This window comes from Rhodocista pekingensis (assembly GCF_042665545.1).
GTDB lineage: Bacteria > Pseudomonadota > Alphaproteobacteria > Azospirillales > Azospirillaceae > Rhodocista > Rhodocista pekingensis.
This window is the reverse complement of record NZ_JBHTCM010000010.1, coordinates 37,292-58,358: the sequence shown is the minus strand read 5'-3', so window position 1 is coordinate 58,358 and position 21,067 is coordinate 37,292. Positions and strand designations below refer to the sequence as shown.

The window sequence follows — 21,067 nt, the reverse complement described above, 5'->3', positions numbered from 1 at the left end:
GGAACGGGGCGCCGCCGCAAGGGGCGCCCCGTCTGCTTTCCGGGGGGCCGCGGGAGAGGGCCGGGGGCGCTACGCCCCCGTCCTGCGCACCCAGCCCAGCCGGAAGCCGATGAAGAAATAGGCGGCCATGACGACGGCCAGCGACAGCAGATCGGGCCAGCCGATCGTCAGGTCCGCCGTCTGCGCCAGCGCCGGCTTGTCCGGCGCGATGCTGCCGACCAGCAGGATCGCCATCGTGTTCTGGGCGAAATGGATGCCGACCGCGGCTTCGATCCGGTCGGCCGCCACCGTCACCGCCGCCAGGAACAGCCCCAGCAGGACGAACAGCGGATAGGCCAGCATGCCATGCTGGGCATCCGCTCCCAGATGTCCCAGGGCGAACAGCAGGGCCGGCGGCACCGCCGCCCAGAGGGGGCGCAGCAGCAACAGCCGCGTTCCCTGGAACAGGTAGCCGCGGAACAGCAGCTCCTCCGCCGCGACCTGCAAGAGGATCACGGGCAGCAGCACGGCCGCGTAGAGCGCCAGCCGCAGCGGCGCGATCCCGGTCGGCAGCAGCGTGTCGGGGGTGCCCAACGCCGCCTCCAGCGGCATCCGGACCAGCGCATCGACGATGGCCAGCCCGACCCAGAGCAGGGCGGAGCGGCCCAGCATGCCCCAGTCGATGCCGCGCCGGGGGCCGGGCGCGATCAGGTCCCGGAAGGGGCGCCGGTGCAGCCAGGGCAGCACGACCGCCAGGAAGGGCACCAGCGTGCCCAGACTCAGCAGCAGCGGCAGCACGCTGGTGAGATCGCCCACCAGGGTGGCCGCGACGCCGGGCGTCATGCTCTCCGCCAGCCGGTGCAGGGCCGGGTCGAGCAGCAGCAGCAGCACCGCCGTCGTCGCCAGCAGCCAGATCACGGCCAGCAGCAGGCCCACCGGATAGCGCCAGAAGCGGTCCCCGGCGGCGACCGCCATGTCGGCATAGTGGACGGCGGGTGGGGCGGAACCGGCGACGGAGCGGGCATCCCCCGCGGGTCGGGTCGGGTTCATCGACGGCTTCATCGGGCCGGCGGAACGGGTCCGGTGATGCCGCCGGGCCTCACAGGCCCTGCTGCGGCGGCACGGTCAGGCAGCCCTGGCCGGCCTTGGCAAGCTGGGCGCAGGCCCGGCGGGCCGTTTTCTCGTCCAGCCCCATCAGCCGGGCGCGGTACAGGCTGCCCTTGCCGGTGCTGACCTCCATCACATGGGGGATGGCACGGTCCAGCAGGGCGGGGGCACGCTGCGTCGCGTTGGCGACGGCGCGTTGGCTGGTGCCGCGGTCGTTGAAGGCACCGACCTGGATGCCCCAGCCGCCGGGGGCCTTCTTCGCCGTCGGGACGGCCGGCGCGGCGATGGCGGAACTGACCAGTTGCAGGTCGCCGGCGCTGCGGGCCACGGCTTCGGCCGCGTTCGCCACGGCGGTGACGACCGAGCCGCTCTCTTCCGGCTTGCGGCCGGGGGTGGGGCTGGCCGTGGTGCGGCGCGACGCCTTGCCCGGTGCCTGCACCCGCTCGGCCGAGGCGACCAGCATCGGCGTCGCGCGGCCCTCGAAGGCCTTGTCCAGCAGGTCGGCCATGTGGTTGTCGCGCCAGACGGCCGTCTCGCCGCCGAAGACGACACCGATCAGGCGGCGCCCGTCGCGCACGGCCGAGGCCGCGAGATTGAAGCCCGAGGCGCGGATGAAGCCGGTCTTCAGCCCGTCCATGCCGCGGTAGCGCGCCATCAGCCGGTTATGGTTGCCGTGGGTGACGCCCTTGTAGGTGAACTGGCGGGTGCTGAAGTACGGATAGTACTTCGCATGGTCCTGGATCAGGGCCTGCGCCAGCCGCGCCATGTCCCGCGCGGTGGAGAGCTGGCCGGCGTTGGGCAGGCCGGAAGCGTTGCGGAAGGTGGTGCGGCGCATGCCCAGCGCCCGCGCCCGGTCCGTCATCATGCGGGCGAATTCGGTCTCCGTGCCGCCGATCGCCTCGGCCAGCACGACGGCGCAGTCGTTGGCCGACTTGGTGACCAGGGACAGGATGCAGTCCTCGGTGCGGATGGTCTCGCCCGGCTTCAGTCCCAGCTTCGATGGCGCCATGCCGGCGGCGCGCGACGACACCTTCAGCCGCTGGTCCAGCGTCAGCTTGCGCGCGTCGAGCGCGTCGAAGGTCATGTAGAGGGTCATCATCTTCGTCATCGAGGCGGGGAAGTTCCGCGTGTCGGCGCTGGCCGCATGCAGGATCTCGCCGGTCTCGGCATCGATGACGATGGAGGCGTACTTGGCCAGCGCCGTGCCGGGCGCCGCGAGCAGGACCGCCAGAAGGGGAAGCAGCAGGAACAGCCGTCCCAATCGGACCGTTGCCGCCAACGGTCGGTTCACGCTCGTCGTCGTCACGATGGAATGCCCCCTCGCCGAAGCCGCCCCCAACCTTCGCAGTCAGGGTAAATGCGAAGCAAATCAGTGTCTACCAGAGATTCGTTGAGAGGGGGTTTCGACTTCGGTCACATTTCCGCCCTCTGCTGTGACATCCGCATGTACCATCCCGGGCCGCTGCCGGCCTGTGACAAGCACCTCGCCGCCGGCGACCGGCGTTCCCATGTTGTCCCCATGCGACAGTCCCCGACACTCGCGGCCCTGGCGGTTCTGCTGGCCGCATCGCTGGCGGGATGCGGCACCGCCCCCGTCCCGCCGCCCCCGGCCCGGCCGCCCGCCGGGCTGACCTGGGGCGGCTATCTGCACGGCGAGGATCTGCGGCAGGACTGCCGCGCCGGCACGACGGACCGTTACCGCATGGTCTTCAACAGCGCCCGCCCGGGCGAGCCGGTGCGGGTCTTCGATCTGGCCGGACTGCCCGAGGCGGGCGGGGTCTTCGAGGCGCGGGAGCTGGCGGTGCCCAGCGTCGCTGCCATCGGGCCGGGCGATCCCTTTACCGCCTGGCGGGGCCACGTCCACCGGCTGGACCTGACGGCGGAGCAGTTCCAGGCGGTGGTGCTGCGCCTCGCCCTCGGCGGGGCCTTCCGCGGGGAGGCGTCCCGGCTGGATCTCAGCGCCAGCAGGCTGCGCTGGTTCGCCACCGGTTGCCACGGGGGTTTCTACTTCCTGGCCGCCTACACCGCCGGGCCGGGGCAGGCGGACGATGTGGGCTTCCGTCCCGGTGCGGGTTTCGGCCCCGGGGTCGTTCCCCGCCTCTTGGTCCGGTCCTGACCGTCGGCCGGATCGTCAGGACGGATCGGTCGCCGTCTCCGGCAGCAGCCGGTCCACCCAGGGCGTGTCCGGCAGGGCCTTGGCCAGCTCGGTGATGTGCCGGTTCCACCAGTGCCGCTGTTCGATCAGGTCGTCATAGTCGAACTGGGCCTCGCGCCAGCGCCGGTCGCGGGCATGCAGGGTGACCAGATCGACGGGATAGCCGACGTCGGCCGAGCTGAAGCGGCTGCTGTCGAAGGACAGGTAGGCGATCTTCAGCGCCGTCGCCATCGGCGTGTCGGTGCGCAGCGCCCGGTCCAGGATCGGCTTGCCGTAGGTGGTGGCGCCGATGCTGAGATAGGGGGTGCGCTCGTCCACCTCGATCCAGTTCCCCTCGGGATAGACCAGGTACATGGTCGGTTCGGCATCGTCGCGCAGCCGGCCGCCCACGATGGCGTGCAGGTTGAAGGCCAGCTTGGACTCCTCCAGGCTGGCCTTGTCCTCCTTCGCCACGGCGCGCAGGCAGGCGGTGAAGGCGCTCACCGCCTCCAGCATCGTCGTCAGCGGCCGCGCGCCCGGCTGCGCCATGTCGCGGCGCAGATAGGCCAGGGTCTTGTCGCGCACGCTGCGCAGGCCCGAGGTCATGACGAAGAAGCGGTGGTCGCCGTCGCCCACCATGACGATCTTGCGCGCGGCCGAGACCTGCGTGCCGCTGGTGATGCGTCCGTCGGACAGGCCGATCAGCCCGTCACGGATCTTGATGCCGAGGCAGTAGGTCATGGCTGGGGCCGGTCGTTCCGCACTGCGGACATCCTGTCACGCCTCCCGCCCGGGCTCAAGCAGCCACTCTCCCCGTGCGGGTATGGTGCCCGTGCGGGGCATGTTGCGGCGCAAAAAAAGCCGGGTTGACCGGATGCCGGGAGTGACGATATAAGGGTTGTGCTGCACTGCAACATGATCCCGCCCGGTCCCGTGGTCCGCCACGGTCCGGCCTGCCCTGGTTCCGCCCGGCGCCGTCCGGGCCGGCGCCTCCGGCCTGAAGGGTCCGACACGCAGTCGGCACACCGCCGGCCGGCGGGGTAGCCGCGGCCGGCAGGACCAACCAGGGGACCCCGGGGCCCGCGACGGGACCGGCGTCCGGAGGAGATCAGCGATGACGACGCGCACGAGGAAGGCCGCCGACGCGGCGGGTGTGGAGCAGACCGCCGGCACCACGGAAGCGACCATGCAGGGTGCGGATGCCGCGACCCGCAAGGTCGAAGAGGCGCTGACCTACACCAAGGGGCAGGTCGAGAAGGCCACCCGTCAGGCGTTCCGGGTCTATGACGACGCCGCCGGCTTCCAGAAGGACAATATCGACGCCCTGATGCGGTCCGGTACCATCATGGCCCGCGGCTTCGAGAACCTGTCCAAGGCCATGCTCGCCTTCACCCAGACCCAGGTGGAGCAGAACGTCTCCGCGGCCAAGGCCATGCTGGGGGTGAAGACCCTGCGCGAGCTGGTCGATCTCCAGACCGAATTCGCCCGCACCAGCTTCGACAGCCTGATCGCCGAGGCGACGAAGGTGTCCGAGATGTCCGTGAAGGTGACGAACGAGGCGCTGGAGCCTCTCTCCGCCCGCGTCAACGCCGCGGTGGAGCAGATGGCGAAGCCCAAGCTCGCCGCCTGACCGCCCACGGGCGTGACATCCGCGGGACGGTGCGCCGTGCCGCCTCCAGGGAAACCCGGCGGCAACCAACCGCCGGGTTTTCTGTTTCGGGTCCGGGGAGGGTGTCCGGACGGATCGCCACGGGGCTGTCCGTAAGGATTCCGTAAGGATATTGCAAGGGTTGTCCGGTCTGCGGCGCAAGTCGCCCCTTCCAACCGGCGCCCCGGATTTCATATGATTGGACGTAGGAAGACCGTTCGTGACCGCGACCCCAGAAAGCCATGGCTGACAGTGACAAGCACGGGGACGAGGGAACTTCGACGGGCGTGGTCGTCAAGGCCAAGCCCAAGACCAAGAAGCCCTCGATGTACAAGGTTCTGATGTTGAACGACGACTACACGCCGATGGAGTTCGTCGTTCACGTGTTGGAGCGTTTTTTCAACAAGAACCGGGAGGAGGCCACGCGGATCATGCTGCACGTCCACCGCCGTGGCGTGGGGGTCTGCGGTGTCTTCACCTACGAGGTGGCGGAGACGAAGGTCACGCAGGTGATGGATTTCGCCCGCCAGCATCAGCACCCTCTGCAATGCACCCTGGAGAAGGATTAGCCCGGAATGCTGTCGCGTAACCTCGAGCAGACGCTCCACCGAGCCCTGGCCTTCGCCAATGAGCGCCGCCACGAGTACGCCACCCTCGAACATCTCCTTCTTGCCCTGACAGAAGATCAGGACGCGGTCGCCGTCCTGCGCGCCTGCGGCGTGGACATGCAGAAGATCCGCGCCGACCTTGTCGAGTACCTCGACAACGAACTCTCCAACCTGATCACCAACCGTCCGGATGACGCCAAACCGACCGCAGGCTTCCAGCGCGTCCTGCAACGGGCAGCGATCCACGTCCAGAGTTCCGGCCGGGAAGAGGTGACGGGAGCCAATGTGCTGGTTGCCTTGTTCTCCGAACGCGAGAGCCACGCGGTCTATTTCCTGCAAGAGCAGGAGATGACCCGGTTCGACGCGGTCAACTACATCTCTCACGGCATCGCCAAGGCTCCCGGCCGCTCCGAAACGAAGCGCGCCTCGGGGGCGGACGATGACGCCCAGGCGGAGAAGGTCGTGAAGAAAGGCACCGAGGCCCTCGAAGCGTACTGCGTCAACCTCAACAAGAAGGCGGCCAGCGGCAAGATCGACCCGCTGATCGGCCGGGAGCAGGAGGTGGAGCGGACCATCCAGATCCTCTGCCGCCGCTCCAAGAACAACCCGCTCTATGTCGGCGATCCCGGCGTGGGCAAGACCGCCATCGCCGAGGGTCTGGCCCGCCGCATCGTCCATGGCGAGGTGCCGGAAATCCTGAAGAACGCCACCATCTTCGCGCTCGACATGGGCGCGCTGCTGGCCGGCACCCGCTACCGCGGCGACTTCGAGGAGCGGCTGAAGAGCGTCATCTCCGAACTGGAGGCGCTGGAAGGCTCGATCCTCTTCATCGACGAGATCCATACGGTGATCGGCGCCGGCGCCACCTCCGGCGGGGCGATGGACGCCTCGAACCTGCTGAAGCCGGCCCTGGCCAGCGGCGCGCTGCGCTGCATCGGCTCGACCACCTACAAGGAATACCGCAACTACTTCGAAAAGGACCGGGCGCTGGTCCGCCGCTTCCAGAAGATCGACGTCAACGAGCCGTCGATCGACGACGCGGTGAAGATTCTGGAAGGGATCAAGCCCTACTACGAGAAGTACCACCGCATCCGCTACACGCGCGACGCCATCCGCTCGGCGGTGGAGCTGTCGGCCAAGTACATCGGGGACCGCAAGCTGCCCGACAAGGCGATCGACGTGATCGACGAGGTCGGCGCCGCCCAGGCCCTGGTGCCGGAGTCCAAGCGGAAGAAGACCATCACCCAGAAGGACGTGGAGGCCGTGGTCGCCAAGATCGCGCGCATCCCGCCGAAGTCGGTGAGCCGCGACGACAAGGAGGTGTTGCAGAACCTGGAGCGCGACCTGAAGACCATGGTCTTCGGCCAGGACCAGGCGATCGACACCCTCGTCTCCGCCATCAAGCTGGCCCGAGCCGGTCTGCGCGATGCGGAGAAGCCGATCGGCAACTATCTCTTCTCCGGCCCGACCGGCGTCGGCAAGACCGAGGTGGCGAAGCAGCTCGCCCGCACCCTGGGCATCGAGCTGACCCGCTTCGACATGTCGGAATACATGGAACGCCACACGGTCAGCCGCCTGATCGGCGCCCCGCCGGGCTATGTCGGCTTCGATCAGGGCGGCCTGCTGACGGATGCCGTGGACCAGCACCCGCACTGCGTCCTGCTGCTGGATGAGATCGAGAAGGCCCATCCGGACCTGTACAACATCCTGTTGCAGGTCATGGACCACGGCAAGCTGACCGACCATAACGGCAAGACGGTCGATTTCCGCAACGTCATCCTGATCATGACCACCAACGCCGGCGCCGCCGACATGGCGAAGGCCGCCATCGGCTTCGGCCGCGAGGTCCGGGTCGGCGAGGACGAGGAAGCGATCAAGAAGATGTTCACGCCGGAGTTCCGCAACCGCCTGGACGCCATCGTCGCCTTCGCCGGGCTGGCCCAGGACACGGTTGCCCGCGTCGTGGACAAGTTCGTGATGGAGCTGGAGGCCCAGCTCAGCGACCGCGGCGTCACCATCGAGCTGTCGGACGAGGCGCGCGACTGGCTGGCGCGCAAGGGCTACGACCCGGTCATGGGCGCCCGCCCGCTGGCCCGCACCATCCAGGAGCACGTCAAGAAGCCGCTGGCGGAGGAACTGCTGTTCGGCCGTCTCGCCAAGGGCGGCGGGGTGAAGGTGGAGGTGAAGGACGGCAAGCTGGACTTCACCTACATCGAACCCAAGCCCGGCCGCGAGGAGGAGAAGGTCCCCGAAATGGTCGAGTGAGGCGCCTCACCGGAACCGCCTGCACGACGGGCCCCGGGAGCGATCCCGGGGCCCGTTCTGTCTGGTCATCCGGAATCCCGGCAGGCCCCGGTCCCACCCCCTGGTATGATGCCGGACGACGGTTCCGCGACGGAAGGGACGGGTCCATGGCGAAGAACACGATCTGCCTCTGGTACGACAGGGACGCCGAGGCGGCCGCCCGGTTCTATGCCGGGGTGTTTCCAGACAGCGCGGTCACCGCCGTCCACCGCGCCCCCGGCGACTACCCCTCCGGCAGGGAAGGCGATGTGCTGACGGTGGAGTTCACCGTCGCCGGCATTCCCTGTCTCGGCCTCAACGGGGGGCCCGACTTCCCGCACAGCGAAGCCTTCTCCTTCCAGATCGCCACCGACGACCAGGAGGAGACCGACCGCTACTGGAACGCCATCATCGGCAATGGCGGCCGGGAGAGCGCCTGCGGCTGGTGCAAGGACAGGTGGGGCGTCTCCTGGCAGATCACGCCGCGGGTGCTGACCGAGGCGCTGGCCGCCGGCGGGGACGAGGCGAAGCGTGCCTTCGCCGCGATGATTGGGATGACGAAGATCGACGTCGCCGCGATCGAGGCCGCCCGCCGCGGCTGACGGTTCCGCCGCCGGCCCCTCACTCCCGGGCGGTCGCCGTGGCAGGCGCGGCGTCGGCCACGGGCAGGGTAGCGGCCACGGGCAGGGCGTCGCCCCTGTCGTCGGGGGCGCCCGCCGGTCGGCCGCCGGTCTCGCCGTGGCGCAGGGTGAAGGCGGCGACGCCGGCCGCGCTCACCAGCATGGCGGCGCCGAACAGGAACGGCATGCCCGGCAGATGCACCGGCGCATCGGGGGCGGAGAAGACTGCCAGCAGGGTGCTGGCGATCATCGGCGCCACGATCATGGTCAGGCTGTTCAGGCTGGCCATGGCGCCTTGGATGGAGCCCTGCTCGTCGGCCCCGACGATGCGGCTGATGATGCCCTGCATCGCCGGCCCGGCGATGCCGCCCAGGGCCCCCAGCGCGATCCCCGACAGGAAGACCCAGCCCGCCGGGGCCAGGGCGTAGACGGCATAGGCGGCGGCGTTGGTCAGGGCCCCGGTGATCAGCGCACGCCGGTCGCCCAGCTTCGCCACCAGCGGCCCGACCAGCGCCCCCTGCACCAGGGCGGTCGCCAGCCCGACCGTGGTCAGCGACAGGCCGTTCTCGAAGCTGCCCCAGCCGAAGCGGGCCGTGGTGGAGAGCACCCAGACCGAGTGCAGCGCCCCGAAGGCCAGGAAGTTGCAGACATTCGCCGCGGCCAGCCCCTTCACCACCGGATGCCGGGCCAGGGCCTTCAGCGACCCGGCCGGGTTCGCCCGCCGCCAGGAGAAGGCGCGGCGGTGCTCCGCCCGCAGCGACTCCGGCAGGATGATCAGGCCGTAGAGGAAGCTCAGGAAGGACAGGCCCGCCGCCGCCAGGAAGGGCAGGCGCGGGTCGATCGAGCCCAGCAGGCCGCCGGCCAGCGGCCCCAGCACGAAGCCGATGCCGAAGGCCGCCCCCAGCATCCCGAACGCCTTGGCCCGCCTTTCCGGCGGGGTCACGTCGGCGATGTAGGCGTTGCAGGTGGTGAAGCTGGCCGCCGTCACCCCGCTCAACAGGCGTCCGGCCAGCAGCCACCAGATGGTGGGGGAGAAGGCGACGATCAGATGGTCCACCGCCGTTCCGATGGCGGAGGCCAGCAGCACCGGCCGGCGCCCGAAACGGTCGCTCAGCGCCCCCAGCACCGGCGCGAAGAGGAACTGCATCAGCGAGAAGCCGGCCAGCAGGATGCCGGTCCAGGTCGCCGCCACGTCCAGATCGCCGCCGACCAGCCGGCGCACCAGCTCCGGCATCACCGGGATGGCAAGGCCGAAGGCCAGCACGTCGAGCAGCAGGGTGACGAGGATGAAGGGGGCGGCGGCGCGGTGGGCGGACAAGGCGGGGGCGTCTCCAGGCCCGGCCCCCCGATGCTGGGAGAGGGGGGAGGCCGGCGGGGGATGGCGGGTCGGGTTCCGGGCCGCACTCTACGCGACCCGGACGCGCCCCGCATCCCCCGCCGCAGCGGGTCCCCTCAACGACTCACGGGCATCCCGGCTCAGCGGCCTCCCGGTTCAGCGGCTGACCGGCTGGGCACCGCCACCGCCGCCCGCGGGCAGGGTGGCGGCCGGCGCATGCCGGGCCAGGTTGTCGTCGGAGTTGCGGTCGATCAGCTTGTTGTACGGATCGACGCCCACCGCTGCCGGCTCGTGGTCCACCACCAGCTCGATCACGGGATCGGCACTGTCGATCCGGTGCTTCTGGAGATAGATCACGTCGGCTGCGGAGAAGGCGGGGTCCGCCGGGTCCTTGGCGAACACACCGATGTCGATGCGGTCGTCGAGCGGAAGCGGCGTCTCGCGCCCCTCGCCATCGGCCTCCGCCTTGCCGGCGGCCAGAGTCAGCCGGACCTTGAACCTGCCGTCCTCGGTCCGCTCCACCGTGTGCGACGCCACCTTCAGGTCGTAGAGCACGATCCGCTCGAACAGGTCGGTGATGAGCTGCTGGTGCTCCGGCCCCGCCTCCTCGCGCAGGATGCGCAGCAGGTCCAGGCTGGTCGGGTAGGGATCGGACCTGTAGCCGGTCTCCTTGATCAGCCGGGCCAGGGCGCGGTTCACCACGTCCTCCCCGATCTGATCCCGCAGCGCGTACATCACCAGCGAGCCCTTGCGGTAATGGATGTACTGCTGGTTCTCCACCCGGTAGATCGGCAGCTCCTCGCGGTCCTCGCTGCCGCGTCCCCGCAGGTAGCGGTCAAGCTCGTACTTCAGGAAGCGGCGGATCTTGTCGGGGCCGTATTCCTTCTCCATCACCATCAGGGCGGAATACTGCGACAGCGACTCCGACAGCAGGGTCGAACCCTGCACGTCGCCGCCCATCACCTGGTGCGCCCACCACTGATGCGCCACCTCGTGCGCCGTGACGTAGAAGACATAGTCGATGTCTTCCGGATCGCGGTTGTCGGCGATGAAGCCGATGGATTCCGAATAGGGCACCGTGTTGGGGAAGGACTGTGCGAAGCTCTGGTAGGCCGGGAACTCCAGGATGCGGAGCTGCCGGTGCTGGTAGGGCGAGAAGGCGACCGTGAAGTAATCCAGCGACTTCTTCATCGCGTCCAGCATGCGCGGCACGTTGTAGGCGTGCGGCGCATGGTAGTAGACGGACAGATCGACATCCTTCCACTTGTCCGTCGCCACCGTGTAGCGCGCCGACAGCCAGGAATAGAAGTTCAGGATCGGCGCATCCATCCTGTAATGGAAGTAGCGCCGGCCGTTCTCCATCCACTCCCGTTGCAGGTAGCCGGGAGCGATGGCGATCTGGTCGGGGCTGGTGGAGACGGTGGTCTCGAACCCGACCCAGTGGCTGTCCTGGCGCAGATAGTTGTGCCGGCGTGCCGCCTCGTCCTCCAGCTTCGCCATGCGGTCCAGCGGCTCCAGCCCGCGCTTGCGCCGCTCGTTGCGGTCCTTCAGCAGCATGTCGCGGGAGAAGCCGATGAAGGGCGCCACCTCCATGTTGTTCAGGAACGACCCGTTGTAGAGGATGCTGGTCACGTCCCCGTCGTTCTTGAAGCCCGGATTCTCCTGCCGCGTGGTGAAGGAGAGGTCCAGGGTCCCACCGGGCGGGAGCGGCGTGTCCAGCGCGAAGATGAAGTAGTTGAAGTCGCGGTCCTCATGCGTCGTCCGGGCGCCGGGGATGGCCTGCGCCACCACGTCCACGTCGGGGCTGTAGAGGACATGGACCTCGCCCAGCGGCTGGCCGGTGCGGTTCTCCAGCACGTAGCGGCCGCGTGCCTCATAGCGGCGGATCTCCGGGTAGAGGTCGATATCGACCTTCACGTCGGTGATGATCGGCTGCGGCACGGCTTCGTACTGGCGGTAGGTCCGCTCGAACTCCGCCCGCCGGTCGAGTTCCGCGTCGTTGGAGACGACCTCGTTCAGGACATGCGTGTTGTAGGCGATCCAGCCGCCCGTCGCCACGAAGCCGACCAGACACGCCGCCGCCAGGGCACCGGAGCCGATGGTCCAGCCACGCCCCAGCCCCTTCAGCCGCTGGCCCAGCGGCGCCGGCACGGCCCCCGGCCAGAGCCGGTGGGCCAGCACCATCAGCAGACCGGCGGCGAAGCCCCAGTACAGCATGAACCACAGCGCGGCCTTGGCGAAGTGGCCCCAGCCGTTCATGTCCGACAGCGGCACCGACGGCGTGCTGGCATAGATCAGCAGGTTGTCCGACAGCCCCATCTGGGCGGCGACGATGGTCAGCAGGAAGAAGCCGACCACCAGCAGCATGCCGACGAACTTGTTCGGCGACAGGGCCTGCACCAGGATCGACAGCACGCCGATGAACATCAGCGGCACGCCGAAGAAGAAGAACAGCTGCCCCAGATAAAGCTCCAGCTCGATGGCCGTGTAGCCGCGCAGGAGCTGGCTGACGATGCCGACCAGCGTCGCCACCGTGAACAGCGCGGCCACCACTACGGTCATCGCCGTCAGCTTGGACAGGACGAAGACCCAGCCCGGCACCGGGCAGGCGGTGACGATCTCATGCGTCTTCTGCTGCCGGTCGCGCCAGACCAGCTCGGCCGAGTAGTAGACCAGGACGATCAGGGGCACGATGCTGAACGAGCCCATGATCAGGTTCGCCACCACCCGCGTCACCGGATAGACCTCGGTGCCGTAGAGCCGGTCCATCCCGGTCAGGGCACCCACCGTGTTGAAGACGCCCAGCGCCAGGATCACCAGGAAGCCGGGGCTCTTCATCACGCCCACGGCCTCCAGCCGGGTGCGGGCGGCAAGCTGGCGCCATGCCGCGCTGCCGGGGGTCGCGCGGGAGGTGACGGGCGGGCGCAACGCCGGGGCGGCCGGGGCGGCTTCCGCCGCCTCTGCCAGCCGCCGGCGGCGGCGCTCGCTGCGCGGCTGCGTCTTGAAGCGGAACAGCGCCAGGGCGACTCCGACCAGCACGACGGCGATGCCCAGCCAGAGCAGCCGGTTCCAGAGCAGCAGCCCGTCGAACGGCACCAGCATCCCGTTGCGCTCGAACACCGTCCAGTAGCGCATCACCTGTCCGCTGGCGACGATGCCGAACGGGTCCAGCATGGCCTCCAGCGTCTGCGTCTCCGGCCCGTCGATGAGCTGGCGGGAGGTGACCCAGAGCACCAGCAGCGCGATCAGGCTGGTGTAGACGGCGAACTGGCTGCGCGTCGCGGCGGCCACGGCGAAGAACAGCCCGCTGGTCACCAGCAGGTTGGGCATCACCATCACGCCCAGGGCATAGAGGTAGTCGCCGGGGCGGAACGGCCCCAGCGTCTCCGGGTCAAGCCACCACATGAAGCTGCCCAGGGCGGTGCCCAGCGGCGCTCCCAGGAAGCCCAGGATCACGGCGATGTAGGCGCCGGTGAAACGCCCCAGCAGGAAGGGCAGGGGGCGGAGCGGATAGGAATAGACGATGCCCGCCATCCCCGACTCCGGGTCGCGCAGGACCGTGCCGGGGATGATGGAGACGGGGATGAACATGCCGATCAGGCTCATGATCAGCATGGTCTGGACCACGGCGAAGGGCGAGTTGGCGTGCGTGCCCCCACCCGATCCGATCTGCACGTTGTCGATCACCATCGACAGGAAGGTCAGCAGGAAGAAGCTCAGGAAGCTGACCCAGAAGGCGGGCTGGCGGAGCTGGTAGCGCAGCTCGAAGGCGGCGATGCGGCCGAACATGGATGGACCCCCGGTGCCGGCTGCGGATCAGGCCGCGGTGCGGGCCGGGCCGGCGGCCCGGGTTTCCGCCAGCGTGGCGAAGTAGACGTCCTCCAGGTCGCCCGGCACCGGCTCGAACCCCTCGCCCGGATGCGCGTCGGCCAGGACATGCAGCACGGTGCGGCCGGCCACCAGCCGGGTGGCGATGACGCGGAAGCCGCTGCGGTAGGCATCCACCTCCTGGCGCGCCACGACCTTGCGCCAGACCCGCCCGCGCATGGCCTCGACCAGGGCGTGCGGCTCGCCCTCGGCGACGATGCGGCCGCCGACGATGATCGCCATGCGCGGGCAGAGGTCGGCCACGTCCTCCACGATGTGGGTGGACAGGATGACCACGACGTTCTCGCCGATCTCCGCCAGCAGGTTGTGGAAGCGGTTGCGCTCCTCCGGGTCCAGGCCGGCCGTCGGCTCGTCCACGATGATCAGCGCGGGGTTGCCGATCAACGCCTGGGCGATGCCGAAGCGCTGGCGCATGCCGCCGGAGAAGCCGGTCAGCGCCTTCTTCCGGACTTCGTACAGGTTCGTCTGCTGCAACAGGGCGGCCACCAGCTCCTTGCGCTCACCCTTGCTCACGATGCCCTTCAGCATCGCCAGGTGGTCCAGCATGTCCTCGGCCGAGACGCGGGGATAGACGCCGAACTCCTGCGGCAGGTAGCCCAGCGTCTGGCGCAGCCGCATCGGCTCGGCCAGCACGTCCATCCCGTCGAAGCGGATGCTGCCCGCGGTCGGCGTCTGCAAGGTGGCGATGGTCCGCATCAGCGTGGACTTGCCCGCCCCGTTCGGCCCCAGCAGGCCGAACATGCCGCGCGGCACCTCCAGGTTGATGCCGTCCAGGGCGCGGACTCCATTAGGGTAGGTGTGGCAAAGGCCGGTGATCGTCAGCATCCAGGGTCCCTGTCGTGGTCCGGCCCGGCTTCCGCGGGCCTGGGTTGTATTACCGGGGAGACTACGCGCGATCAGCGACGGGCGGCAAGGTCCGCAACGGGTCCCCTATGCCGGACTGCTTTATCGCCGGCCGTGCCGGGGCTATACAGGGGGCCGCCGGCATGGCCCGCCTCCGGAGGCCGCGGCGGCAGGATGGATCGGCCGTGGCCCAGCAGCGCACCTACACCGACAAGGAAGTGAAGGATCTGCTCGCCGCCCTGGAGGGGCAGGCGCGCGAGGCCGTGCGGCTGGCGAAGAATGCGGAGGAGGAGGCGGCGAAGGACAGCTTCCTCGCCTACAACGACTTCCGCAACAAGGTGGGGGAGTTCAAGGCGCTCTGCATCCTGATCGAAGGGCGGCTGAAGCACCTCGCCTCGCCCCGTCTCCAGGAACTGCGGGAGGAATATGCCCGGCTGGACATGCTGATGCTGGGCCTGCTGGTCCGCGCCTCCATGCGCTTCTTCTTCGTGCTGTCGGCCAAGACCATGCTGCCGGTGGGGGCGCGGGACATCTTCATCGCCGAGCTGCGCAGCCTGCACGAGGCGCACGAGAAGCTGTCCCGGCCGGACTATGCCGGCAAGCTGGACGCGGCCCTGACCCAGGACCTGGACACGGCGGAGATGATCCTGGAAGAGATCATCCACAAGGCACCGTCGCTGTTGAAATTCGGATGAGAACCATGCAGGCGCAGGACGCCCTTTTCCTCCGCCGGGCGGCGGAACTGGCCCGCTTCGGCATGGACGCCGGGGCCGGCGGCCCGTTCGGGGCCGTGATCGTGCTGGACGGCGCCGTGGTGGGGGAGGGCTGGAACCGCGTCACCTCCGGCAACGACCCGACCGCGCATGCCGAGATCGTCGCCATCCGGGAGGCCTGCGCCCGGCTGGGCCGCTTCGACCTGCGCGGCGCCACCGTCTATTCCAGTTGCGAGCCCTGTCCCATGTGCCTTGCGGCCATCCACTGGGCGCGGCTGGACCGGCTGGTCTATGCCAACACCCGGGACGAGGCCGCGGCCATCGGCTTCGACGACGCCCTGATCTACGACCAGATCCCGCTGCCCCCGGCCGAGCGCCGGCTGCCCTGCCATCACCATCCGCTGGCAGAGGCGCGGGAGGTCTTCCGGGCATGGGCGGAGAAGCCCGACCGCGTTCCCTACTGACCCGCCTCAGCCCCCGATCCCGTCGCTGCGGATCAGGCGCACGCCGGCCGCCGCCAGCCGCGCCCGCGCCGCCGCCAGCGACCCGCCGGTGTCGATGGCGCGGCAGCCATCCTCCACCACCAGCGCCTCGAAGCCGCAGCGCACCGCGTCCTCGGCCGAACAGGCGACGCAGAAGTCCAGCGCCAGCCCGGCGAAGACGCAACGGCGCACGCCGCGCTCGCGCAACTGGCCGGCCAGCCCGGTCGGCGTGCGGCGGTCGTTCTCGAAGAAGGCGGAATAGCTGTCGATCTCCGGGCGGAAGCCCTTGCGGATCACCGCCTGCGCCATCGGCACGTCCAGGCCGGGGTGGAACTCCGCTCCTGCCGTGCCCTGCACGCAATGGTCGGGCCACAGCACCTGGGGGCCGTAGGGCATCTCCACCGTCTCGAACGGTGCCCGGCCGGGATGGGCGCTGGCGAAGGAGCGGTGGCCGGGCGCGTGCCAGTCCTGAGTCAGGATCACATGGGCGAAGCGCCGGGCCAGCCGGTTCGCCACCGGCACGACGGCATCGCCGTCCGGCACGGCCAGGGCGCCGCCGGGGCAGAAGTCGCGCTGAATGTCCACCAGCACCAGCAGGTCGGTCTCGGCCGGAACGAAGCGGTCGGTCATGCTCTCTCCCTTCCGCCCTGACGGGGGACGCCCCTGGGCGGCGCACCGTCGCGCCCTGCGGCTCCGGCGTCAATCCCGGTGATGGTGCCGCCGTCAGGACCCGGTGGGCAGAACCGTCCGGCCCGGCAGCGCCAGTGAGGCGGCGACGCTGCCGGCCAGCGTCCAGGCGGCGCGGGCGTCGTGGGCCAGCAGCGACCGCAGGGCCGCCCGCAGGCAGCGCCCGCGCAGGGCGCCCAGCCCGGGTGCCCCCTGGCCTGATGAGGCCGCTGTAGTGCGCCCCCGGCCCAGCCGCAGGGCGGCGTCCAGGTCCAGCGCCGGCCCGGCTGCGGCGCGGAACCCGCCGGCCCCGGCCAGCGCGGCCCGGCGCCAGAGGATCGCACCGTCGGGCAGCGGGCCGGCCGCCCCGGCCATGACCGCCGCCGGGTCGTCGCGCAGGGCCGCCGTCAGGGCGGCCAGCGTGCCGGGTGGCAGCCTGTCCCCGGCCGCCAGGAACAGGACCAGCTCTCCGCGGGCGCAGCGCAGCCCGGCGTTGCGGGCGGCGGCGGTGCCGCGGCGGCCGTCATGCAGGGTCCGCACCGGCAGCCGGCGGGTGACGGCCGCCAGCGCGTCGCGGGAGCCATCATCCACCACGATGATCTCATGCGGCGGCGGCGTCTGCGCCAGCACGGCGGCGACGCTGCCCGGCAGCAGGGCCGCGGCGTCGCGCGCCACGATGACGATGCTGACCGTCTCCCCGCCGGCCGCGCCGCTGCCGGCTCCGTTCCTGCCTGTTCCGTCCATCGCCCGCCCCCCTTGCCGGCTGGCTCACCCCTGCGGCCGGGGCCCACCATGCACCCGCGGGCGGGGCCGGCGCAGGCGCGCCGTCGGGGAGGCGGCGGGGCAGGGGCGGTCGGCCATCGGGCCGGGTCCGCCCGTCCGGCGGGTCAGGACCGGCGGGCGGCGTGGCGCAGGATGGCTATGGCTTCCGCGTCGGAAACCTGGTCGAAGTCCACGTAATGCGCCCCCACGGCGCCGAAGTCGGCCGGGCTCTCCAGGCAGACGATCCCGTCCGCGGCGTCGGCCAGCCCGGCCAGCACGTCGGGCGGCGCCACCGGGACCGCCACGATCAGCCGGGCCGGCCCGTGCCGGCGCAGGGCGCGCAGGGCGGCGCGCAGGGTGCCGCCGGTGGCGATGCCGTCATCCACCACGATGACGGTCCTGCCGGCGATGGGGATGGCGGGCCGGCCCTCGCGGTAGTGCGCGGCACGGCGCTCGATCTCGGCCAGTTGCCGCCGCTCCTCCGCGGCCAGATAGCCCGGCGCCACCCGCAGCAGCCGGATCAGCCGCTCGTCCAGCACGGTCACCGGCCGCTCCCCGCCGCCGCCGACCACGGCGCCCAGCCCCAGTTCGGGGTCCTGCGGGGCGCCGATCTTGCGCACGTTCACGAAGTCCAGCGGTGCCCCCAGCGCCGCCGCCACCGGGGCCGCCACCGGCAGCCCGCCGCGCGGCAGGGCCAGCACCACCGGATCGGCCGGGGGCTCCGCCCGCAGCCTCTCCGTCAACCTTTCCGCCAGCCGCCGCCCGGCCTCGTCCCGGTTCAGGAACATCGTCCGCCCCTCCCGGCCCGTCCGCCGGCCTTCGGCCGGTTCCCGTCTACCGGCTCCCGGTCCGCCGCCGCGCCACAGCCGTCAGCCGCCGCACCACGTCCGCCACCGGGCCGTCCCACAGGCCGGGGCGGCGCTGGCGGAACAGGCGCAGACCCGGATACCAGGGCGTGCGGGCGCCTTGCCAGCCCCAGCGCCAGTCGGCCTCCGCATGCAGCAGGACCCAGGCCGGCACACCCAGGGCGCCGGCCAGATGCGCCGCCATGGTATCGACCGTCAGCAGCAGGTCCAGGCGCCGCAGCGTGGCGGCCAGGGTGTCGATCCCTGCGCTGGACGCATCGCTCGCCAGCGCCGGCGGCGGCCGGTCCTCCTCCTCCCCCCGTTGCAGGCTGACGAAGCTGACGCCGGGCACGGCCAGCACGGGGGCCAGCTCCGCCGTCGTCAGGGACCGCCGCGGGTCCCAGTCCCCCGCGCGCCAGACCAGCCCCACCCGCAGCCCGCCGTCGGCCGGGGGCAGGGGGGCGGGGGCCGCGTCGCCGGGGTCCAGATAGGGCACGGCCGCCGCTGCTTCGGGTCCGCAGCGGCAGGCATGGAACAGCTCCATGCTTTCCACCTCGGCATCCCGGTCCAGCCCGTCGCCCTCGCCCAGCGGCACGGCCCGGTCGATCGCCGGGTGCCGGGCCAGCAGCGGCAGCAGTTCCGGCTGCGCCTCGACCAGCACGGTACAGCCGCGCGCCTTCAGCACGGCGGCATAGCGGATGAACTGCACGCTGTCGCCCAGCCCGTGGTAGCAGCGCACCAGCACCCGGCGGTCCTCCAGCGGGGTGCCGTTCCAGACGCAGCGGGTATGGTAGGGCGTCCAGGGCCGGTTGAACTCGTCCGCTGCGCGCCGGGCCAGCACGGCATCGGACAGGGCCCAGGCGCGGGCATGGTCGCCCAGCAGCATGTGCGTCTTCCAGCGCGCCTCCACCGCTTCCAGCGGGTCCATGCCCAGGGCCAGGGCGCGCGCGAAGCTGCGGGCCGCCGCGGGCACGGCACGGGCGCGCAACTCGGCCTGCCCGCGCAGCAGCCAGCCGCGCCAGTCGGCCGGGGCCGCGCCGGACATCCGGCGCCCGAGCAGAGCCGCCTCGGCCAGCCGGCCGCTGCCGACCAGCCGCATGCCCTCCCGCAGCAGGTCCGCCGCCGCATCGTCGCCGGCCTCCGCCCTGGTCGCCGCCGTCCCGGCTGCCGTCACCGCCGGCGGCGGCACCAGGTCATGCACGGCCACCCCCGCGAATCGCGCCGCAGGGGCGGTCGGCGGGCGGCCGTTCCGGGTCCAGCCGCTTCGTCATCACCCACTGGTCCAGCGGAATGCGGCGCAGCTCGCCCTGCGGCGTGCGGTAGCTGTAGCAGTCCCGCGCCTCGCCGCTGGTCCGGTAGCCCAGGCGCTCGTAGAAGCGGCGGGCGTCGGGATTGGTGCGCTCGACCGTCAGGGTCAGCAGTCTCCGCCCACGGGCGACGACCAGCCGTTCGGCTGCCAGCATCAGCCGGGCACCGATGCCCTGGCGGTGCAGGGGCGGCAGCACGCGCACGGCCCAGAGCGAGGCGGAGTCCGCCTCCCCGCTGCGGCGGAAGTCGATCCAGACCTGGCCGACCGGAAATCCGTCCAGGTCCGCCACCAGCATGGTGACCTCGCCCAGCCGCTGCCGCTCGAACGCGGCGCGGATGATCTCCCGGTGCTCGCTGTAGAGTCCGAACCATTCCAGCCGGTCCAGATCGGCTTCGCCCGTCCGCCGGATGGCCAGTTCCAGGTCCAGCCGGAAGCGGCAGCCGGGGGCGGGTCCCGGGATGGTGGCTTCCGGCCGCTGGCCTGACGGGTCCTGCGCTGCCATGCGCGGTCGATCCTCCCCTTCGGACGGTCCCCGCCGACGGCCGGCCCGGCGGTCCGGGCGGCGTCCGCGTGCGGGTACGCGCCGGGTCAACGGCCCCGGTGGGGTCGGGTTCCCGCCTGAGTGGCGCGATTTCGCGGGCGCAGGCGGGCAGGGGCAGGGGCAGGGCTGGCGGGTCCGGTCAGAGCGTCTCCAGGTGCGCCACCTCTCGCCCGCGGCCGGCCAGCCGCATGAAGCGGACATGCTCGGGGTTGTCCCGGCCGTAGCTGCGGTAGCGCTCCATCGCGGCGGCGACCAGCCGGCCGTCCAGCCCCAGCAGGGCGTCGCCCATCTCCAGCAGGCGCAGGTTCGGCCAGGTCTGCGGCCTGATCCGGACCACCTCGGCCAGCGCCTCGGCCGGCGGCCGGTCGGGGCGGGCCTGGGCCAGGATCAGGCTCATCGACGCGGTGGAGCGGGAGACCCCGGCGTGGCAGTGGACCAGCAGGTGCGGTCTCTGCGTTCCGGCGGCGGCCTCCGCCGCCAGTCCGCGGCCGAAGGACAGGATGGCCGCCACATGGTCGGGCTGCGGGGCCTGCTTGCCCGGCATCTCCTCGATCACGTCGTCGAAGCGCAGGTCCAGCCGGGCGTGCTCGCCGAATCGGCCGAAGGCGGGAGGCGGCGGCAGGTCCGGGTCCAGGATGGAGAGGACATGGCTGACCCCCTGCGCGCAGTGGGAGTCCAGTTCCTCAAGGCCGCAGACGGTGATCCGGAAGGGCGCGAAGGAGGTCACGGGGAAGCGTCTCCGGTGGCGGTCCCGGCGGGATGCCGGGGCAGGGCAGGGCAAAGCGGGGCGGGCAGGGCAGGCCGGGCGACTCAGCGCGGGGCTGCCTGCTTGTCGCCGGCATCCACCGGGGTGATCGACACCACGGTCAGGCGCCGCCCGTCCGCGACCACGGCGCCGCTGGTGCGGCACAGGTCGCCCAGGCTGTTGCCCACCAGCTTGATCCTGGCGCGGGAACCCAGGGCGGCAACCTCCGCCGAGGCGCCCAGCTCCACGCGGTAGAGCCGGTTGGCGCCGACCCGCAGCTCGATGACTCGGTCGCCAATGACCGACCAGCCGTTCACCTCGTCCACCTCGACGCAGGTTTCCGGGGCAGCGGGCAGGGCAGCGGGCGGTGTGGCGGACGGGGCCGGCGGCTGGGCTGCGGCGGGCGCGGCGGACAGCAGCAGGGCGATGGCGGCGAAACGGATACGGGACATCACGGCCCTCCGTGGCAGCGTCGGACTGTTTCTCCGGCGCAGCATACAACGGCCGTGCGGCGCTTCCGTGTCGGCCGTCACGCGGCGGCCGGGGGATACGGACCGG

Annotated in this window: 19 protein-coding genes and 1 pseudogene; 7 read left to right on the top strand and 13 right to left on the bottom strand. The window is 71.1% G+C overall.

Features of this window, described 5'->3' with window-relative positions:
- Nucleotides 1-69: 69 nt before the first annotated feature.
- Nucleotides 70-1,029 carry a CPBP family intramembrane glutamic endopeptidase gene (locus tag ACFQPS_RS08505; protein WP_377358126.1) on the bottom strand — a complete coding sequence of 320 codons (960 nt, stop codon included), beginning with the start codon at nucleotides 1,027-1,029 and terminating at the stop codon, nucleotides 70-72.
- Nucleotides 1,030-1,078: 49 nt separating this feature from the next.
- On the bottom strand, nucleotides 1,079-2,392 hold the full coding sequence (locus tag ACFQPS_RS08500) for a serine hydrolase (protein WP_377358125.1): 1,314 nt from the start codon (nucleotides 2,390-2,392) through the stop codon (nucleotides 1,079-1,081).
- A gap of 213 nt (nucleotides 2,393-2,605) precedes the next feature.
- On the opposite strand from ACFQPS_RS08500, the gene ACFQPS_RS08495 reads away from it, so the two are divergent.
- Nucleotides 2,606-3,202, top strand: coding sequence for a hypothetical protein (locus ACFQPS_RS08495; RefSeq protein ID WP_377358123.1), 597 nt, complete (start codon nucleotides 2,606-2,608; stop codon nucleotides 3,200-3,202).
- A gap of 15 nt (nucleotides 3,203-3,217) precedes the next feature.
- Here ACFQPS_RS08495 and ACFQPS_RS08490 read toward each other — a convergent pair whose 3' ends face one another.
- Entirely contained in the window at nucleotides 3,218-3,961 is a 744-nt protein-coding gene (locus tag ACFQPS_RS08490; RefSeq protein ID WP_377358122.1) for a proteasome-type protease, read from the bottom strand.
- A gap of 373 nt (nucleotides 3,962-4,334) precedes the next feature.
- On the opposite strand from ACFQPS_RS08490, the gene ACFQPS_RS08485 reads away from it, so the two are divergent.
- From ACFQPS_RS08485 to ACFQPS_RS08470, 4 genes are all read left to right on the top strand, one after another.
- Entirely contained in the window at nucleotides 4,335-4,850 is a 516-nt protein-coding gene (locus tag ACFQPS_RS08485) for a phasin family protein (RefSeq protein WP_377358121.1), read from the top strand.
- Between the two features lie 260 nt (nucleotides 4,851-5,110).
- The gene (gene clpS / locus ACFQPS_RS08480) at nucleotides 5,111-5,437 is read left to right on the top strand and encodes an ATP-dependent Clp protease adapter ClpS (RefSeq protein ID WP_377358119.1); all 327 of its coding nucleotides are present in this window, start codon (nucleotides 5,111-5,113) and stop codon (nucleotides 5,435-5,437) included.
- Between the two features lie 6 nt (nucleotides 5,438-5,443).
- Nucleotides 5,444-7,741, top strand: a complete 2,298-nt coding sequence (gene clpA, locus ACFQPS_RS08475) for an ATP-dependent Clp protease ATP-binding subunit ClpA (protein ID WP_377358118.1) — start codon at nucleotides 5,444-5,446, stop codon at nucleotides 7,739-7,741.
- Nucleotides 7,742-7,887: 146 nt separating this feature from the next.
- Nucleotides 7,888-8,361, top strand: a complete 474-nt coding sequence (locus ACFQPS_RS08470) for a VOC family protein (RefSeq protein ID WP_377358116.1) — start codon at nucleotides 7,888-7,890, stop codon at nucleotides 8,359-8,361.
- 19 nt (nucleotides 8,362-8,380) lie between these two features.
- Here ACFQPS_RS08470 and ACFQPS_RS08465 read toward each other — a convergent pair.
- The 3 genes and pseudogenes from ACFQPS_RS08465 to ACFQPS_RS08455 all read right to left on the bottom strand — a co-directional run.
- Nucleotides 8,381-9,706, bottom strand: a pseudogene (locus tag ACFQPS_RS08465) (TCR/Tet family MFS transporter); the annotation flags it as partial.
- Nucleotides 9,707-9,871: 165 nt separating this feature from the next.
- Nucleotides 9,872-13,504, bottom strand: a complete 3,633-nt coding sequence (locus ACFQPS_RS08460) for a M1 family aminopeptidase (protein WP_377358114.1) — start codon at nucleotides 13,502-13,504, stop codon at nucleotides 9,872-9,874.
- A 27-nt stretch (nucleotides 13,505-13,531) separates the two neighbouring features.
- Complete coding sequence (locus ACFQPS_RS08455; RefSeq protein WP_377358112.1) at nucleotides 13,532-14,428, bottom strand: ABC transporter ATP-binding protein; 897 nt, start codon at nucleotides 14,426-14,428, stop codon at nucleotides 13,532-13,534.
- Between the two features lie 203 nt (nucleotides 14,429-14,631).
- Here ACFQPS_RS08455 and ACFQPS_RS08450 point away from each other — a divergent pair, with 203 nt between their 5' ends.
- The gene (locus ACFQPS_RS08450) at nucleotides 14,632-15,141 is read left to right on the top strand and encodes a hypothetical protein (RefSeq protein ID WP_377358111.1); all 510 of its coding nucleotides are present in this window, start codon (nucleotides 14,632-14,634) and stop codon (nucleotides 15,139-15,141) included.
- 5 nt (nucleotides 15,142-15,146) lie between these two features.
- Nucleotides 15,147-15,623, top strand: a complete 477-nt coding sequence (locus ACFQPS_RS08445) for a nucleoside deaminase (protein WP_377358109.1) — start codon at nucleotides 15,147-15,149, stop codon at nucleotides 15,621-15,623.
- 6 nt (nucleotides 15,624-15,629) lie between these two features.
- Here ACFQPS_RS08445 and pncA read toward each other — a convergent pair whose 3' ends face one another.
- From pncA to ACFQPS_RS08410, 7 genes are all read right to left on the bottom strand, one after another.
- A complete protein-coding gene (gene pncA / locus ACFQPS_RS08440; protein ID WP_377358108.1) occupies nucleotides 15,630-16,271 on the bottom strand; it encodes a bifunctional nicotinamidase/pyrazinamidase in 642 nt (213 codons plus the stop codon).
- A 93-nt stretch (nucleotides 16,272-16,364) separates the two neighbouring features.
- Entirely contained in the window at nucleotides 16,365-17,051 is a 687-nt protein-coding gene (locus ACFQPS_RS08435; protein ID WP_377358106.1) for a glycosyltransferase family 2 protein, read from the bottom strand.
- 143 nt (nucleotides 17,052-17,194) lie between these two features.
- Entirely contained in the window at nucleotides 17,195-17,857 is a 663-nt protein-coding gene (locus ACFQPS_RS08430) for a phosphoribosyltransferase (protein WP_377358105.1), read from the bottom strand.
- A gap of 46 nt (nucleotides 17,858-17,903) precedes the next feature.
- Nucleotides 17,904-19,121: a hypothetical protein gene (locus ACFQPS_RS08425; protein WP_377358103.1), complete on the bottom strand. Its 1,218-nt coding sequence runs from the start codon at nucleotides 19,119-19,121 to the stop codon at nucleotides 17,904-17,906.
- On the bottom strand, nucleotides 19,108-19,725 hold the full coding sequence (locus tag ACFQPS_RS08420) for a GNAT family N-acetyltransferase (RefSeq protein WP_377358101.1): 618 nt from the start codon (nucleotides 19,723-19,725) through the stop codon (nucleotides 19,108-19,110). The genes ACFQPS_RS08425 and ACFQPS_RS08420 overlap by 14 nt, the downstream gene beginning before the upstream one ends.
- Nucleotides 19,726-19,903: 178 nt before the next feature.
- Entirely contained in the window at nucleotides 19,904-20,491 is a 588-nt protein-coding gene (locus ACFQPS_RS08415; protein ID WP_377358099.1) for a tyrosine phosphatase family protein, read from the bottom strand.
- 83 nt (nucleotides 20,492-20,574) lie between these two features.
- The gene (locus ACFQPS_RS08410; RefSeq protein WP_377358097.1) at nucleotides 20,575-20,961 is read right to left on the bottom strand and encodes a DUF6491 family protein; all 387 of its coding nucleotides are present in this window, start codon (nucleotides 20,959-20,961) and stop codon (nucleotides 20,575-20,577) included.
- Nucleotides 20,962-21,067 lie beyond the last annotated feature (106 nt).

Coding starts and splice junctions, on each gene's coding strand:
- ACFQPS_RS08505 (WP_377358126.1), bottom strand. CDS start 1,029: ATGAACCCGACCCGACCCGCGGGGGATGCCCGCTCCGTCGCCGGTTCC.
- ACFQPS_RS08495 (WP_377358123.1), top strand. CDS start 2,606: ATGCGACAGTCCCCGACACTCGCGGCCCTGGCGGTTCTGCTGGCCGCA.
- ACFQPS_RS08490 (WP_377358122.1), bottom strand. CDS start 3,961: ATGACCTACTGCCTCGGCATCAAGATCCGTGACGGGCTGATCGGCCTG.
- ACFQPS_RS08485 (WP_377358121.1), top strand. CDS start 4,335: ATGACGACGCGCACGAGGAAGGCCGCCGACGCGGCGGGTGTGGAGCAG.
- clpS (WP_377358119.1), top strand. CDS start 5,111: ATGGCTGACAGTGACAAGCACGGGGACGAGGGAACTTCGACGGGCGTG.
- clpA (WP_377358118.1), top strand. CDS start 5,444: ATGCTGTCGCGTAACCTCGAGCAGACGCTCCACCGAGCCCTGGCCTTC.
- ACFQPS_RS08470 (WP_377358116.1), top strand. CDS start 7,888: ATGGCGAAGAACACGATCTGCCTCTGGTACGACAGGGACGCCGAGGCG.
- ACFQPS_RS08460 (WP_377358114.1), bottom strand. CDS start 13,504: ATGTTCGGCCGCATCGCCGCCTTCGAGCTGCGCTACCAGCTCCGCCAG.
- ACFQPS_RS08455 (WP_377358112.1), bottom strand. CDS start 14,428: ATGCTGACGATCACCGGCCTTTGCCACACCTACCCTAATGGAGTCCGC.
- ACFQPS_RS08445 (WP_377358109.1), top strand. CDS start 15,147: ATGCAGGCGCAGGACGCCCTTTTCCTCCGCCGGGCGGCGGAACTGGCC.
- pncA (WP_377358108.1), bottom strand. CDS start 16,271: ATGACCGACCGCTTCGTTCCGGCCGAGACCGACCTGCTGGTGCTGGTG.
- ACFQPS_RS08435 (WP_377358106.1), bottom strand. CDS start 17,051: ATGGACGGAACAGGCAGGAACGGAGCCGGCAGCGGCGCGGCCGGCGGG.
- ACFQPS_RS08430 (WP_377358105.1), bottom strand. CDS start 17,857: ATGTTCCTGAACCGGGACGAGGCCGGGCGGCGGCTGGCGGAAAGGTTG.
- ACFQPS_RS08420 (WP_377358101.1), bottom strand. CDS start 19,725: ATGGCAGCGCAGGACCCGTCAGGCCAGCGGCCGGAAGCCACCATCCCG.
- ACFQPS_RS08410 (WP_377358097.1), bottom strand. CDS start 20,961: ATGTCCCGTATCCGTTTCGCCGCCATCGCCCTGCTGCTGTCCGCCGCG.